Origin of the sequence: Staphylococcus sp. EG-SA-15 (assembly GCF_017151895.1) — a bacterium.
GTDB lineage: Bacteria > Bacillota > Bacilli > Staphylococcales > Staphylococcaceae > Staphylococcus > Staphylococcus aureus.
The window spans coordinates 15074-31612 of sequence record NZ_JACVZN010000010.1; the positions used below are offsets into that span (position 1 = coordinate 15074).

The window sequence follows — 16539 nt, forward strand, 5'->3', positions numbered from 1 at the left end:
TAAATAAAACAGTTTGATTTTAAAATGAAAGCGTAAAAATGGTAAAATATACCAAAATTGATTGTGATATAATTATAAGGAAAATGAGCAATTTATGAAAAAAGTTTACGTACAAATCGTAGAATTAAAACTAAATAATTATCAAAACAACGTCAATATTTAGTTGAATAATCAGACTTTAGACCATGGTCAAGTGGGGAAGAACAGCATATATTAGTAAAGGTGAATGATTTGTTATTAATCAATCGAAAATAGAAAGACAAGATTTTAACGATTAAAATAAACTATTTTACAAATAAAGTAAAATTAATTTATAATGCTAATAATGCAAAAAATTAAAAAGTAATGGACAAAGGAGATAAATGATATGGCTCAAGAGGTAATAAAAATAAGAGGTGGACGCACACTAAATGGGGAAGTTAATATCAGTGGCGCGAAAAACAGTGCTGTAGCTATCATTCCTGCAACATTATTAGCTCAAGGACATGTGAAATTAGAAGGGTTACCGCAAATCTCTGATGTTAAAACTTTAGTGAGTTTATTAGAAGATTTAAATATTAAGGCATCACTAAATGGTACGGAATTAGAAGTTGATACAACTGAAATACAAAATGCTGCATTACCAAATAATAAAGTTGAATCATTACGTGCTTCATACTATATGATGGGTGCCATGTTAGGTAGATTTAAAAAATGTGTGATTGGTTTACCGGGAGGATGTCCACTTGGGCCACGTCCAATTGATCAACATATTAAAGGATTTAAAGCTTTAGGTGCTGAAATTGATGAATCAAGTACGACATCAATGAAAATTGAAGCTAAAGAGTTAAAAGGTGCGCATATTTTTCTAGATATGGTTAGCGTAGGTGCAACAATTAACATTATGCTAGCTGCAGTTTATGCAACAGGACAAACTGTAATTGAAAATGCTGCTAAAGAACCGGAAGTAGTTGATGTTGCTAACTTCTTAACAAGTATGGGAGCTAATATTAAGGGAGCGGGTACATCAACAATTAAAATCAATGGCGTCAAAGAATTACATGGTTCTGAGTATCAAGTTATACCTGATAGAATTGAAGCAGGCACATATATGTGTATCGCTGCAGCATGTGGAGAAAATGTTATATTAAATAATATTGTTCCGAAACATGTAGAAACATTAACTGCTAAATTTAGTGAATTAGGTGTGAATGTCGATGTAAGAGACGAAAGAATTCGCATCAATAATAATGCACCATATCAATTTGTTGATATTAAAACACTAGTATATCCAGGTTTTGCTACTGATTTGCAACAGCCTATTACACCATTATTATTTATGGCAAATGGTCCTTCATTTGTAACTGATACGATTTATCCAGAGCGTTTTAAACATGTTGAAGAATTAAAGCGCATGGGTGCAAATATTGAAGTTGACGAAGGCACAGCAACGATAAAACCATCAACATTACATGGTGCTGAAGTTTATGCTAGCGATTTAAGAGCAGGAGCTTGTTTAATTATTGCTGGTTTAATTGCTGAGGGTGTAACTACAATTTACAATGTAAAGCATATTTATAGAGGTTATACAGATATTGTAGAACACTTAAAAGCTTTAGGTGCAGATATTTGGACGGAAACTGTATAGATTTATCTTGTTTTGTGGTATAATAATTATACTGATTAAAAAAGGGTGTTCGTTTACATTCTAAATTTATTGATGAGAGGTGAAGATGATGGAAGTATGTCCGTATCTCGAAGAAACTTTTAAAATACTTGGTAGAAGTTGGAATGGATTAATCATTAATTATCTCTCAAGATGTAATGACTGTTCAGCACACTTTTCCGATATGAAAAGAGATTTGAAAACAATAACACCACGTGCTTTAAGTCTTAAGTTGTCAGAGCTTGCACAATGGGAGTTAGTTGAGAAGCAAATCATTTCTACGAGTCCAGTACAAATTATTTATGTGCTAACTGAAAAAGGTAAAGCGTTAGCAGAGGCTTTACATCCAATTGAAGCATGGGCGCAATCATATGTCGATTTAACAGATCAACGTACTGCTAAATAATTACATGACGTTTAAACATAGCATTGATTATAACTATTTCTAAGTCTTCGCATTATTTGCGATGATGTGGGAATAGTTATTTTTATTTAAAAATATAAAAAAATAGATGCAGCAAAATTTTAAAGCATTTTATTTTGAACATATTAAAAGGGAGCGTATCATAATGGAATGTAATGTTTATATCGTATGCATTTCGGATAAATAATATATAAATCATTCTTGAGGAGTGAAAGAATAATGAGAGACTACACAAAGCAATACATTAATGGCGAATGGGTAGAAAGTAATAGTAATGAAACGATAGAAGTTATAAATCCAGCAACCGAAGAAGTAATCGGGAAAGTTGCTAAAGGTAATAAAGCTGATGTTGATAAAGCCGTCGAGGCGGCAGACGATGTTTATTTAGAGTTCCGTCATACATCTGTGAAAGAAAGACAAGCGTTATTAGATAAAATTGTAAAAGAATATGAAAACAGAAAAGACGATATTGTACAAGCTATTACGGATGAATTAGGTGCTCCTTTATCATTATCTGAGCGTGTCCATTATCAAATGGGACTAAACCATTTTGTTGCAGCGAGAGACGCATTAGATAACTACGAATTTGAAGAACGCCGCGGAGATGATTTAGTTGTTAAAGAAGCAATCGGTGTATCTGGATTAATTACACCGTGGAACTTCCCTACAAACCAAACATCATTAAAATTAGCAGCAGCATTTGCGGCTGGTAGTCCAGTTGTACTTAAACCATCTGAAGAAACACCATTTGCAGCTGTTATTTTAGCTGAGATTTTTGATAAAGTCGGTGTTCCTAAAGGTGTATTTAACCTTGTTAATGGTGATGGTGCTGGTGTTGGGAATCCTTTATCTGAACATCCTAAAGTACGCATGATGTCATTTACAGGATCAGGCCCTACTGGTTCTAAAATTATGGAAAAAGCCGCTAAAGATTTTAAAAAGGTATCATTAGAGCTTGGTGGCAAATCACCATATATCGTCCTAGATGACGTAGATATTAAAGAAGCGGCTAAAGCAACAACAGGCAAAGTTGTTAATAATACTGGTCAAGTATGTACAGCTGGTACACGTGTTTTAGTGCCAAACAAAATTAAAGATGCATTCTTAGCTGAATTAAAAGAACAATTTAGCCAAGTGCGTGTCGGTAATCCAAGAGAAGATGGTACACAAGTAGGCCCTATCATTAGTAAAAAACAATTTGATCAAGTACAAAATTATATTAATAAAGGTATTGAAGAAGGTGCTGAATTATTTTATGGTGGTCCTGGTAAACCAGAAGGACTTGAAAAAGGATACTTTGCACGTCCGACAATTTTTATTAATGTAGATAATCAAATGACGATAGCACAAGAAGAAATTTTTGGGCCAGTAATGTCAGTTATCACTTATAACGATTTAGATGAAGCGATTCAAATTGCAAATGATACAAAATATGGTTTGGCAGGATATGTTATTGGTAAGGACAAAGAAACATTGCATAAAGTAGCTCGTTCTATTGAAGCAGGTACAGTAGAAATAAACGAAGCAGGTAGAAAGCCAGATTTACCATTTGGTGGCTATAAACAATCTGGTTTAGGTCGTGAATGGGGCGATTATGGTATTGAAGAGTTCTTAGAAGTGAAATCTATAGCTGGATATTTTAAATAAATTTGATTTTTGAATTAAAAATCGCAATAAAACAGTGCACATGACTAATTAAGTTTTGTGTACTGTTTTAATTTTGCAATTTTTATAAATAGATTTTGTAATTAAAATAAAAATTTGCTATAGTTATTCATGTATTTAAAAGGTTGGGGATTAGCATAATGGGATTGTGCTAGCACAGTTATTTATGCATTGTCATGCCTATCTATTACTTACTAACTAAAAAATAATGAAATGGGTGTAAACTATATGCCTGAAAGAGAACGTACATCTCCTCAGTATGAATCATTCCACGAATTGTACAAGAACTATACTACCAAGGAACTCACTCAAAAAGCTAAAACTCTTAAGTTGACGAACTATAGTAAATTAAATAAAAAAGAACTTGTTCTAGCTATTATGGAAGCACAAATGGAAAAAGATGGTAACTATTATATGGAAGGTATCTTAGATGATATACAACCAGATGGTTATGGTTTTTTAAGAACAGTGAACTATTCTAAAGGGGAAAAAGATATTTATATATCTGCTAGCCAAATTCGTCGTTTTGAAATTAAACGTGGGGATAAAGTAACTGGGAAAGTTAGAAAACCTAAAGATAACGAAAAATATTATGGCTTATTACAAGTTGACTTTGTCAATGACCATAACGCAGAAGAAGTGAAGAAACGTCCGCATTTCCAAGCTTTGACACCACTTTATCCAGATGAGCGTATTAAATTAGAGACAGAAACACAAAATTATTCAACGCGCATCATGGATTTAGTAACACCGATTGGTTTAGGTCAACGTGGTTTAATAGTGGCGCCACCTAAAGCAGGTAAAACATCGTTATTAAAAGAAATAGCGAATGCAATCAGTACGAACAAACCAGATGCAAAGCTATTTATTTTGTTAGTTGGCGAGCGTCCTGAAGAGGTAACAGATTTAGAACGCTCAGTAGAAGCTGCTGAAGTCGTTCATTCAACGTTTGACGAACCACCAGAACACCATGTTAAAGTAGCTGAATTATTACTTGAACGTGCAAAGCGTTTAGTAGAAATTGGGGAAGATGTCATTATTTTAATGGATTCTATAACGAGATTAGCACGCGCTTATAACTTAGTTATTCCACCAAGTGGTCGTACATTATCAGGTGGTTTAGATCCTGCATCTTTACACAAACCAAAAGCATTCTTCGGTGCAGCGAGAAATATTGAAGCGGGTGGAAGTTTAACAATACTTGCAACTGCATTAGTTGATACGGGTTCACGTATGGACGATATGATTTACGAAGAATTTAAAGGAACAGGTAACATGGAGTTACATTTAGATCGTAAATTGTCTGAACGTCGTATCTTCCCTGCAATTGATATTGGCAGAAGTTCAACGCGTAAAGAAGAATTGTTGATAAGTAAATCTGAATTAGACACATTATGGCAATTAAGAAATCTATTCACTGACTCAACTGACTTTACTGAAAGATTTATTCGCAAACTTAAAAGGTCTAAGAATAATGAAGATTTCTTCAAGCAGCTACAAAAGTCTGCAGAAGAAAGTACTAAAACGGGTCGACCTATAATTTAATAAACATTATATAGGGGCTTGCGTTTTGAATTAATTACCTTTATAATTACACAGTATTGGGTAAAAACTCACAAATAACTCTGTTCCAGATGGTTCAGGGCAAAGGAGCTGAAAATAATGAAACAAGGAATTCATCCTGAGTATCACCAAGTAATCTTTTTAGATACTACTACAAACTTCAAATTCTTAAGCGGTTCTACAAAAACATCTTCAGAAATGATGGAGTGGGAAGATGGAAAAGAATACCCAGTTATTCGTTTAGATATTTCATCTGATTCACATCCATTCTACACTGGACGTCAAAAATTCGCTGCTGCGGATGGACGTGTGGAACGTTTCAACAAAAAGTTTGGTCTTAAATCAAACAACTAATATAGTAATCGTTAAGCTGTCTGCATCCTATAATGGAATTGTAGACAGCTTTTTTATTTATAAGCGTAGTAAGGGTATATACTTACGACTGTGTTCAAAGAAGTGACTCAATACCATGTTGTTAATACATAATGATAAATTCCCCCCTTTATTAAAGTTTGTATTGAGTAGAAACACCGCACGAATAAGAAGCAACAAATTAGAATAGCTGTATATAAATATGCAAGACAAATTTATAAAATAATTGTTCATGTACAATATCGATATAATTATGAAAAAGACATTTATGAATATTTGAAATATGATATAATAAAGCGATTATGTTTTGAAAAAGGTGGAACTCTCAATGTATGAAACTTACCATTCCGGTTGGATAGAATGTATTACAGGTAGTATGTTTAGCGGTAAATCCGAAGAACTAATAAGACGTCTGAGAAGGGGTATATACGCTAAACAAAAAGTCGTTGTATTTAAACCGGCGATTGATGATCGATATCATAAAGAAAAAGTGGTCTCTCATAATGGTAATGCCATTGAAGCGATTAATATTTCTAAAGCAAGTGAAATTATGACGCACGACTTAACTAATGTTGATGTTATAGGAATAGACGAAGTGCAATTTTTTGACGATGAAATTGTAAGTATAGTAGAAAAACTATCAGCAGATGGACACCGTGTTATTGTTGCTGGATTAGATATGGATTTTAGGGGCGAACCGTTCGAACCAATGCCTAAATTGATGGCTGTCAGTGAACAAGTAACGAAACTTCAAGCAGTTTGTGCTGTTTGTGGTTCTTCATCTAGTAGAACGCAACGATTAATAAATGGTAAACCAGCTAAAATCGATGATCCGATTATCTTAGTAGGTGCCAATGAAAGTTATGAGCCACGTTGTCGCGCGCACCATATCGTAGCACCTAGTGATAATAATAAGGAGGAATTATAAGTGTTTGATCAATTAGATATTGTAGAAGAAAGATACGAACAGTTAAATGAACTGTTAAGTGACCCAGATGTTGTAAATGATTCAGATAAATTACGTAAATATTCTAAAGAGCAAGCTGATTTACAAAAAACTGTAGATGTTTATCGTAACTATAAAGCTAAAAAAGAAGAATTAGCTGATATTGAAGAAATGTTAAGTGAGACTGATGATAAAGAAGAAGTAGAAATGTTAAAAGAGGAGAGTAATGGTATTAAAGCTGAACTTCCAAATCTTGAAGAAGAGCTTAAAATATTATTGATTCCTAAAGATCCTAATGATGACAAAGACGTTATTGTAGAAATAAGAGCAGCAGCAGGTGGTGATGAGGCTGCGATTTTTGCTGGTGATTTAATGCGTATGTATTCAAAGTATGCTGAATCACAAGGATTCAAAACTGAAATAGTAGAAGCGTCTGAAAGTGACCATGGTGGTTACAAAGAAATTAGTTTCTCAGTTTCTGGTAATGGCGCGTATAGTAAATTGAAATTTGAAAATGGTGCGCACCGCGTTCAACGTGTGCCTGAAACAGAATCAGGTGGACGTATTCATACTTCAACAGCTACAGTGGCAGTTTTACCAGAAGTTGAAGATGTAGAAATTGAAATTAGAAATGAAGATTTAAAAATCGACACGTATCGTTCAAGTGGTGCAGGTGGTCAGCACGTAAACACAACTGACTCTGCAGTACGTATTACCCATTTACCAACTGGTGTCATTGCAACATCTTCTGAGAAGTCTCAAATTCAAAACCGTGAAAAAGCAATGAAAGTGTTAAAAGCACGTTTATACGATATGAAAGTTCAAGAAGAACAACAAAAGTATGCGTCACAACGTAAATCAGCAGTCGGTACTGGTGATCGTTCAGAACGTATTCGAACTTATAATTATCCACAAAGCCGTGTAACAGACCATCGTATAGGTCTAACGCTTCAAAAATTAGGGCAAATTATGGAAGGCCATTTAGAAGAAATTATAGATGCACTGACTTTATCAGAGCAGACAGATAAATTGAAAGAACTTAATAATGGTGAATTATAAAGAAAAGTTAGATGAAGCAATTCATTTAACACAACAAAAAGGGTTTGAACAAACACGAGCTGAATGGTTAATGTTAGATGTATTTCAATGGACGCGTACGGACTTTGTAGTCCACATGCATGATGATATGCCGAAAGCGATGATTATGAAGTTCGACTTAGCATTACAACGTATGTTATTAGGAGAGCCTATACAGTATATAGTTGGCTTTGCCTCATTTTATGGTAGAACGTTTGATGTAAACTCAAATTGTTTGATACCAAGACCTGAAACTGAAGAAGTAATGTTGCATTTCTTACAACAGTTAGAAGATGATGCAACAATCGTAGATATCGGAACGGGTAGTGGTGTACTTGCAATTACTTTGAAATGTGAAAAGCCGGATTTAAATGTTATTGCTACTGATATTTCACTTGAAGCAATGAATATGGCTCGTAATAATGCTGAGAAGCATCAATCACAAATACAATTTTTAACAGGGGATGCATTAAAGCCCTTAATTAATGAAGGTATCAAGTTGAACGGCTTGATATCTAATCCACCATATATAGATGAAAAAGATATGGTTACGATGTCTCCAACGGTTACGAGATTCGAACCACATCAGGCATTGTTTGCAGATAACCATGGATATGCTATTTATGAATCAATCATTGAAGATTTACCTCACGTTATGGAAAAAGGCAGCCCAGTTGTTTTTGAAATTGGTTACAATCAAGGTGAGGCACTTAAATCAATAATTTTAAATAAATTTCCTGACAAAAAAATCGACATTATTAAAGATATAAATGGCCACGATCGAATCGTCTCATTTAAATGGTAATTAGAAGTTATGCCTTTGCTATGATTAGTTAAGTGCATAGCTTTTTGCTTTATATTATGATAAATAAGAAAGGCGTGATTAAGTTGGATACTAAAATTTGGGATGTTAGAGAATATAATGAAGATTTACAGCAATATCCTAAAATTAATGAAATAAAAGACATTGTTTTAAACGGTGGTTTAATAGGTTTACCAACTGAAACAGTTTATGGACTTGCAGCAAATGCGACAGATGAAGAAGCTGTAGCTAAAATATATGAAGCTAAAGGCCGTCCATCTGACAATCCGCTTATTGTTCATATACACAGTAAAGGTCAATTAAAAGATTTTACATATACTTTGGATCCACGCGTAGAAAAGTTAATGCAGGCATTCTGGCCGGGCCCTATTTCGTTTATATTGCCGTTAAAGCCAGGCTATCTATGTCGAAAAGTTTCTGGAGGTTTATCATCAGTTGCTGTTAGAATGCCAAGCCATTCTGTAGGTAGACAATTATTACAAATCATAAATGAACCTCTAGCTGCTCCAAGTGCTAATTTAAGTGGTAGACCTTCACCAACAACTTTCAATCATGTATATCAAGATTTGAATGGCCGTATCGATGGTATTGTTCAAGCTGAACAAAGTGAAGAAGGATTAGAAAGTACGGTTTTAGATTGCACATCTTTTCCTTATAAAATTGCAAGACCTGGTTCTATAACAGCAGCAATGATTACAGAAATACTTCCGAATAGTATCGCCCATGCTGATTATAATGATACTGAACAGCCAATTGCACCAGGTATGAAGTATAAGCATTACTCACCCAATACACCACTTACAATTATTACAGATATTGAGAGCAAAATTGGAAATGACGGTAAAGATTGGTCTTCTATAGCTTTTATTGTGCCGAGTAATAAGGTGGCGTTTATACCAAGTGAAGCGCAATTCATTCAATTATGTCAGGATGACAATGATGTTAAACAAGCAAGTCATAATCTTTATGATGTGTTACATTCACTTGATGAAAATGAAAATATTTCAGCGGCGTATATATACGGCTTTGAGCTGAATGATAATACAGAAGCAATTATGAATCGCATGTTAAAAGCTGCAGGTAATCACATTATTAAAGGATGTGAACTATGAAGATTTTATTCGTTTGTACAGGTAACACATGTCGTAGCCCATTAGCGGAAAGTATTGCAAAAGAGGTTATGCCAAATCATCAATTTGAATCAAGAGGTATATTCGCTGTGAACAATCAAGGTGTTTCGAATTATGTTGAAGACTTAGTTGAAGAACATCATTTAGCTGAAACGACCTTATCGCAACAATTTACTGAAGCAGATTTGAAAGCAGATATTATTTTGACGATGTCGTATTCGCACAAAGAATTAATAGAGGCACACTTTGGTTTGCAAAATCATGTTTTCACATTGCATGAATATGTAAAAGAAGCAGGAGAAGTTATAGATCCATACGGTGGAACAAAAGAAATGTATGTACATACCTATGAAGAACTTGTAAGTTTAATTTTAAAATTAAAAGATATTATTTGCTAGTAGGAATTCTGTATAATTAGTATATGTTAACAGTTAAATAAGTTATAATAGAGGAGTGTAGCACTTTGCTATATTCCTTTTTTATTTTTAGGAAGGGTGGGCTTTTATGAAAGATTTGACAATGTTATTAGACGAATTAAAAGATATGTCCTTTTTTAATAAAGGAGATATATGTTTAATTGGATGTTCAACATCGGAAGTCATTGGCGAAAAAATAGGGACTGTCGGTTCGATGGAAGTTGCAGAAACTATTTTTAATGCATTAGATGTTGTGAGTAAAGAGACAGGCGTTACTTTTGCTTTTCAAGGATGTGAACATATCAACAGAGCGATAACAATAGAAAAATCTCAGTATAATCCATTAACAATGGAAGAAGTTTCCGTCGTTCCAGATGTCCATGCTGGAGGGAGTTTGGCAACATACGCTTTTCAGCATATGAAGGATCCGATCGTGGTCGAACATATTACTGTTCCTTGTGGAATTGATATTGGTCAAACGTTAATAGGCATGCATATTAAACATGTATGTGTACCTGTAAGGACTTCAGTAAAGCAAGTAGGACAGGCAATTGTAACTATTGCCACATCTAGGCCGAAAAAGATTGGTGGCGAACGTGCTAAATACCAATAAGTTTTTTTGAAAGAAGGGGAGATTTTATGTCTTATATCACCAAGCAAGATAAAGTTATCGCAGAAGCAATCGAGAGAGAATTTCAGAGACAAAATAGCAACATAGAGTTAATCGCATCGGAAAATTTTGTATCGGAAGCGGTTATGGAAGCACAAGGTTCAGTGTTGACTAATAAGTATGCTGAAGGCTATCCAGGACGCCGATATTATGGTGGCTGTGAGTTTGTAGATGTTACTGAAAGCATCGCAATTGATCGTGCTAAAGCATTGTTTGGAGCTGAACATGTCAATGTTCAACCACATTCAGGTTCACAAGCGAACATGGCTGTTTACTTAGTTGCATTAGAAATGGGCGACACAGTTTTAGGTATGAATTTGAGTCATGGTGGTCACTTGACACATGGAGCGCCTGTTAATTTTAGTGGTAAATTCTACAATTTCGTTGAATATGGAGTAGATAAAGACACAGAACGAATCAATTATGATGAAGTTCGTAAATTAGCGTTAGAGCATAAGCCTAAGCTTATTGTGGCAGGAGCATCAGCATATTCAAGAACAATTGACTTCAAAAAGTTTAAAGAAATCGCAGATGAAGTAAACGCTAAGTTAATGGTAGACATGGCACATATTGCAGGATTAGTAGCGGCAGGTTTACATCCAAATCCAGTAGAATATGCTGATTTTGTAACAACTACAACACACAAAACATTACGCGGACCACGTGGTGGTATGATTTTATGTAAGGAAGAATATAAAAAAGACATAGATAAAACAATTTTCCCTGGTATTCAAGGTGGACCTCTTGAGCATGTTATTGCAGCAAAAGCAGTTGCTTTTGGAGAAGCGTTAGAAAATAATTTCAAAACGTATCAACAACAAGTGGTTAAAAACGCAAAAGTTCTGGCAGAAGCATTAATTAATGAAGGATTTAGAATTGTTTCTGGCGGTACAGATAATCACTTAGTAGCTGTTGATGTAAAAGGGTCTATAGGACTTACTGGTAAAGAAGCTGAAGAGACTTTAGATTCAGTTGGTATCACATGTAACAAAAATACCATTCCGTTCGATCAAGAAAAACCTTTTGTAACGAGTGGTATACGTTTAGGTACACCTGCTGCAACAACGCGTGGATTTGATGAAAAAGCTTTTGAGGAAGTTGCAAAAATCATCAGTTTAGCATTGAAAAATAGTAAAGATGAAGAAAAATTACAACAAGCTAAAGAACGCGTTGCGAAATTAACAGCTGAATATCCTCTATATCAATAAACATACACAAAGATAGGAGTAATTTTTATGAGTAAAGTACACGTTTTCGATCATCCATTAATTCAACACAAACTAAGCTATATTAGAGATGTAAATACAGGTACTAAAGAATTTAGAGAACTTGTAGACGAAGTTGGTATGTTGATGGCATATGAAGTAACTAGAGACTTAGAGCTTCAGGATGTTGATATTGAAACGCCTGTAACTAAAATGACGGCTAAACGATTAGCTGGTAAAAAATTAGCTATCGTTCCAATTTTAAGAGCTGGTTTAGGTATGACTGATGGTATTTTAAGTTTAGTGCCTGCAGCCAGAGTTGGACATATCGGTTTGTATCGAGATCCCGAAACATTAAAGGCTGTAGAGTATTTTGCTAAGTTACCTCAAGATATTACTGAAAGACAAATCATTGTTGTTGATCCTATGTTAGCAACAGGCGCATCAGCAATTGAAGCTATTACTTCATTGAAGAAACGTGGCGCTAAAAATATTCGCTTCATGTGTTTAATTGCAGCACCAGAAGGCGTAGAAAAGATGCATGAAGCACATCCAGATGTAGATATTTATATTGCTGCACTTGATGAAAAGCTAAATGATAAAGCATATATCACACCAGGGTTAGGCGACGCTGGAGATAGATTGTTTGGTACTAAATAGAAGAATCGGAGATAAGTAGTTTGATGAAAAAGATTATGACCATATTTGGAACAAGACCCGAAGCCATAAAGATGGCTCCTTTAGTTAAAGCTTTGGAACAAGAAAAAATGCTCGAGCCAATTGTTGTTGTTACAGCACAGCATAGAGAAATGCTTGATTCAGTATTAAGTACCTTTGAAATCAAACCAAAATACGATTTGAATATTATGAAATCAGGACAGACACTTTCTGAGATAACTTCTAAATCAATCACTCAATTAGAGCAAGTGATTCAATTAGAAAAACCAGACATGGTACTTGTACATGGTGATACGATGACGACATTTGCAGGTGGTTTAGCGGCATTTTATAACCAAGTGCCGATTGGACACGTTGAAGCAGGGCTTAGAAGTTATGATAAATATTCACCTTTTCCAGAAGAGGTGAATAGACAATTAGTTGGTGTATTAGCTGACTTACATTTTGCACCTACTAAAAATGCTGCATCGCATTTGTTAAGTGAAGGGAAATATTCAGAAAGTGTTGTTGTCACTGGTAATACAGCGATTGATGCTATGAAATATACAGTTGATGACAATTATAAATCTAACATCATGGATAAATACCATGACAAAAAATTCATTCTTATGACAGCACACCGACGAGAAAATATCGGGAAACCCATGGAAAATATATTTAAAGCGGTTAGACGCTTAATAGATGAGTATACTGATTTAGCACTGGTATATCCAATGCATAAAAACCCGAAAGTTCGAGAGGTGGCTCAAAAGATTTTAGGTAGTCATGACAGAATTGAATTGATTGAACCTTTGGACGTAGTAGATTTCCATAATTTTGCTAAAAAATCTTATTTTATTTTGACAGATTCAGGTGGAATTCAGGAAGAAGCGCCATCATTTAATAAGCCAGTTTTAGTTTTGCGAAGCGTTACAGAACGTCCTGAAGGTGTTGAAGCTGGCACATTAAAAGTCATTGGAACAAATAAGCAAAATGTGTATCAAGCTGCAAAAGAATTAATCGATGATGAGAGATTATATCATCAAATGTCTGAAGCATCTAATCCTTACGGTGATGGATTTGCTTCAGAAAGAATAGTTAATCATATTAAGTATTATTTGAATTTAATCACTGAAAAACCAAGCGATTTCTGAGGAAAATAGACTTTTTGTCTAATTGTGTCTAAATTGTGTCTAACTATGCTTATTTTTTTACAACAATTTGAATAGAATTGACACCACAAATCGCCTATATTATCATTTAGTTTGTATGAGTGGAACGGTTTTCATGATTGATATCAGTCACACGGAGGCATATAAAATGAGTCGTTTCTACAACATTTTTAAACAGTTCATTCAATATTATTTTTATCTAATAATAATATTGGGAGGATTATACCTTTATACACACCATGCATTTATCTTAGGATTAATCATTGGTGTTACTGGTTCTGCAATCAACACATGTATTTTTGAATGCTATTTAGCTAAAGCTAAAAGACCAGACACTATGCATATTTCAACTGGAAATATGTGGCGATACTTAGTTGCAATTATTGCCTGTATGATTTGGTACCTTAATAAAGCGCATGTAAGTATCATCGGTATAATTATTGGTTTAATGATTTCATATGTTGTAGTTATCATACGTCCTTTACTAAAGGTGAGCAAATAAATTAAGAAAGAGGTGAGATTATGGATCACAAATCCCCGCTCGTGAGTTGGAATTTATTCGGTTTTGATATCGTTTTCAATTTATCAAGTATATTGATGATACTTGTTACGGCGTTTCTTGTTTTTCTACTTGCTATCATTTGTACGCGTAATTTGAAAAAAAGACCAACTGGCAAACAAAATTTCGTTGAATGGATTTTTGATTTCGTGAGGGGAATCATTGAAGGTAACATGGCTTGGAAAAAAGGTGGTCAATTCCACTTCTTAGCAGTAACGCTGATTCTGTACATTTTTATAGCTAATATGTTAGGTCTTCCGTTTTCTATAGTAACGAAAGATCACACATTGTGGTGGAAATCACCAACAGCTGATGCAACAGTGACTTTAACGTTGTCTACAACGATAATACTGTTAACTCACTTTTATGGAATAAAAATGCGTGGTACGAAACAATATCTTAAAGGTTATGTACAGCCGTTTTGGCCATTGGCAATTATTAATGTTTTCGAAGAGTTCACTTCAACATTAACGCTTGGTCTGCGTTTGTACGGTAACATATTTGCAGGTGAGATACTATTAACATTACTTGCTGGCTTATTCTTTAACGAACCAGCATGGGGTTGGATTATTAGTATCCCAGGATTAATTGTTTGGCAAGCATTTTCAATATTTGTAGGAACAATCCAAGCATATATCTTTATTATGCTTTCGATGGTTTATATGTCACATAAAGTGGCAGATGAACACTAAAAATTTCAATAATTATATACAATCACAGGAGGAAATTAAATTATGAATTTAATCGCAGCAGCAATCGCAATTGGTTTATCAGCATTAGGAGCAGGTATCGGTAACGGTTTAATCGTTTCAAGAACAGTTGAAGGTGTAGCACGTCAACCAGAAGCACGTGGTCAATTAATGGGTATCATGTTCATTGGTGTAGGTTTAGTTGAGGCATTACCTATCATCGGTGTAGTAATTGCATTCATGACATTTGCTGGATAATTAACAGATAAAAGAGGTCGGGACAAAGCGCATAGGACATAATTCATGATGCATATATAGTAATATCTTTGAACTTTATTAAATAGTTGAGATATGAATGCACCATGCCTATCGCATAAATTCAGTAGGTCCTAACCTCGTCGTTTTTTTCTATATAACACTAGCGATTATTTTAATGAAAGGAGTGTCATGAACCCGTGACTGAAACAGCTAACTTATTCGTTCTTGGTGCAGCTGGAGGCGTTGAGTGGGGTACTGTGATTGTACAGGTCCTAACTTTCATCGTGTTACTTGCGTTACTTAAAAAGTTCGCATGGGGTCCATTGAAAGATGTAATGGATAAACGTGAAAGAGATATTAACAGAGATATCGATGACGCAGAACAAGCTAAGTTAAATGCACAGAAACTTGAAGAAGAAAATAAACAAAAACTTAAAGAAACACAAGAAGAAGTTCAAAAGATTTTAGAAGATGCTAAGGTTCAAGCACGTCAACAGCAAGAACAAATTATTCATGAAGCAAACGTACGTGCAAACGGTATGATTGAAACAGCACAAAGTGAAATCAATAGCCAAAAAGAACGTGCCATTGCAGATATTAATAATCAAGTATCTGAACTATCAGTGTTAATTGCTTCTAAAGTTCTTAGAAAAGAAATTTCTGAACAAGACCAAAAAGCATTGGTTGACAAGTATCTAAAAGAGGCAGGCGATAAATAATGGTAAAAGTAGCTAACAAGTATGCTAAAGCATTATTTGACGTGTCATTAGATACAAATAATTTAGAGACTATTAATGAAGAATTAACAGTTATAAATGAAGCAGTAAAAGATAAAATTGAGCAATTGAAAATGGTTGACAGTAATCCAACTCAAACAGCAGAACAACGTCGTGAGTTGATTAATGGTGTATTTACTGACATTAATCCATACATTAAAAATATGATGTACGTGTTAGCAGATAATAGACATATCTCATTAATAGCTGACGTATTCAAGGCGTTCCAAAGCTTATATAACGGACACTACAATCAAGATTTTGCAACAATTGAGTCAACATATGAATTGAGTCAAGAAGAGTTAGATAAGATTGTCAAACTAGTAACTCAACAAACGAAGTTATCTAAAGTTATTGTAGATACAAAAATTAATCCAGATTTAATTGGTGGATTTAGAGTTAAAGTCGGCACAACTGTATTAGATGGTAGTGTTAGAAATGATCTTGTCCAATTACAAAGAAAATTTAGAAGAGTTAATTAATTATAAAGAG

The 16539-nt window shown here is 34.4% G+C and carries 19 protein-coding genes; all 19 read left to right on the forward strand.

The window, feature by feature from the left end; translation table 11 throughout:
* Window positions 1-367 precede the first annotated feature (367 nt).
* The 19 genes from IDG64_RS06375 to IDG64_RS06465 all read left to right on the forward strand — a co-directional run bounded on the left by IDG64_RS06375 (window position 368) and on the right by IDG64_RS06465 (window position 16529).
* Complete coding sequence (locus IDG64_RS06375) at window positions 368-1627, forward strand: UDP-N-acetylglucosamine 1-carboxyvinyltransferase (protein WP_000046602.1); 1260 nt, start codon at window positions 368-370, stop codon at window positions 1625-1627.
* 88 nt (window positions 1628-1715) lie between these two features.
* Window positions 1716-2051 carry a winged helix-turn-helix transcriptional regulator gene (locus IDG64_RS06380; RefSeq protein WP_000451438.1) on the forward strand — a complete coding sequence of 112 codons (336 nt, stop codon included), beginning with the start codon at window positions 1716-1718 and terminating at the stop codon, window positions 2049-2051.
* 237 nt (window positions 2052-2288) lie between these two features.
* Window positions 2289-3716 carry an aldehyde dehydrogenase family protein gene (locus IDG64_RS06385; protein ID WP_001206093.1) on the forward strand — a complete coding sequence of 476 codons (1428 nt, stop codon included), beginning with the start codon at window positions 2289-2291 and terminating at the stop codon, window positions 3714-3716.
* Between the two features lie 246 nt (window positions 3717-3962).
* Window positions 3963-5279 carry a transcription termination factor Rho gene (rho, locus tag IDG64_RS06390; RefSeq protein WP_001115101.1) on the forward strand — a complete coding sequence of 439 codons (1317 nt, stop codon included), beginning with the start codon at window positions 3963-3965 and terminating at the stop codon, window positions 5277-5279.
* Between the two features lie 117 nt (window positions 5280-5396).
* Window positions 5397-5651, forward strand: a complete 255-nt coding sequence (locus IDG64_RS06395; RefSeq protein ID WP_000808968.1) for a type B 50S ribosomal protein L31 — start codon at window positions 5397-5399, stop codon at window positions 5649-5651.
* A 346-nt stretch (window positions 5652-5997) separates the two neighbouring features.
* Window positions 5998-6597, forward strand: a complete 600-nt coding sequence (locus tag IDG64_RS06400; RefSeq protein WP_000273356.1) for a thymidine kinase — start codon at window positions 5998-6000, stop codon at window positions 6595-6597.
* Window positions 6598-7674, forward strand: a complete 1077-nt coding sequence (gene prfA / locus IDG64_RS06405; protein WP_000460242.1) for a peptide chain release factor 1 — start codon at window positions 6598-6600, stop codon at window positions 7672-7674. It abuts the gene before it with no gap.
* Complete coding sequence (gene prmC, locus IDG64_RS06410) at window positions 7661-8497, forward strand: peptide chain release factor N(5)-glutamine methyltransferase (protein WP_000248735.1); 837 nt, start codon at window positions 7661-7663, stop codon at window positions 8495-8497. Before prfA ends, prmC begins: the two co-directional genes overlap by 14 nt.
* 83 nt (window positions 8498-8580) lie before the next feature.
* Entirely contained in the window at window positions 8581-9627 is a 1047-nt protein-coding gene (locus IDG64_RS06415) for an L-threonylcarbamoyladenylate synthase (protein ID WP_000379892.1), read from the forward strand.
* Window positions 9624-10043: a low molecular weight protein arginine phosphatase gene (locus IDG64_RS06420; protein ID WP_000697334.1), complete on the forward strand. Its 420-nt coding sequence runs from the start codon at window positions 9624-9626 to the stop codon at window positions 10041-10043. The genes IDG64_RS06415 and IDG64_RS06420 overlap by 4 nt, the downstream gene beginning before the upstream one ends.
* A 106-nt stretch (window positions 10044-10149) precedes the next feature.
* Window positions 10150-10674: a TIGR01440 family protein gene (locus IDG64_RS06425; RefSeq protein ID WP_000654185.1), complete on the forward strand. Its 525-nt coding sequence runs from the start codon at window positions 10150-10152 to the stop codon at window positions 10672-10674.
* A gap of 26 nt (window positions 10675-10700) precedes the next feature.
* Window positions 10701-11939: a serine hydroxymethyltransferase gene (gene glyA, locus IDG64_RS06430; RefSeq protein ID WP_000120494.1), complete on the forward strand. Its 1239-nt coding sequence runs from the start codon at window positions 10701-10703 to the stop codon at window positions 11937-11939.
* Between the two features lie 27 nt (window positions 11940-11966).
* A complete protein-coding gene (upp, locus tag IDG64_RS06435; protein ID WP_000048712.1) occupies window positions 11967-12596 on the forward strand; it encodes a uracil phosphoribosyltransferase in 630 nt (209 codons plus the stop codon).
* Window positions 12597-12619: 23 nt separating this feature from the next.
* Window positions 12620-13747 carry a non-hydrolyzing UDP-N-acetylglucosamine 2-epimerase gene (gene wecB / locus IDG64_RS06440; protein WP_000723418.1) on the forward strand — a complete coding sequence of 376 codons (1128 nt, stop codon included), beginning with the start codon at window positions 12620-12622 and terminating at the stop codon, window positions 13745-13747.
* A gap of 67 nt (window positions 13748-13814) precedes the next feature.
* The gene (locus tag IDG64_RS06445) at window positions 13815-14267 is read left to right on the forward strand and encodes an ATP synthase subunit I (protein ID WP_001801792.1); all 453 of its coding nucleotides are present in this window, start codon (window positions 13815-13817) and stop codon (window positions 14265-14267) included.
* A 20-nt stretch (window positions 14268-14287) separates the two neighbouring features.
* Window positions 14288-15016, forward strand: a complete 729-nt coding sequence (atpB, locus tag IDG64_RS06450) for a F0F1 ATP synthase subunit A (RefSeq protein ID WP_000349655.1) — start codon at window positions 14288-14290, stop codon at window positions 15014-15016.
* A gap of 42 nt (window positions 15017-15058) precedes the next feature.
* Complete coding sequence (gene atpE, locus IDG64_RS06455) at window positions 15059-15271, forward strand: F0F1 ATP synthase subunit C (protein ID WP_001048816.1); 213 nt, start codon at window positions 15059-15061, stop codon at window positions 15269-15271.
* A 197-nt stretch (window positions 15272-15468) separates the two neighbouring features.
* Entirely contained in the window at window positions 15469-15990 is a 522-nt protein-coding gene (locus IDG64_RS06460) for a F0F1 ATP synthase subunit B (RefSeq protein WP_000140679.1), read from the forward strand.
* Window positions 15990-16529: a F0F1 ATP synthase subunit delta gene (locus IDG64_RS06465; protein ID WP_000241344.1), complete on the forward strand. Its 540-nt coding sequence runs from the start codon at window positions 15990-15992 to the stop codon at window positions 16527-16529. The genes IDG64_RS06460 and IDG64_RS06465 overlap by 1 nt, the downstream gene beginning before the upstream one ends.
* Window positions 16530-16539: the final 10 nt, after the last annotated feature.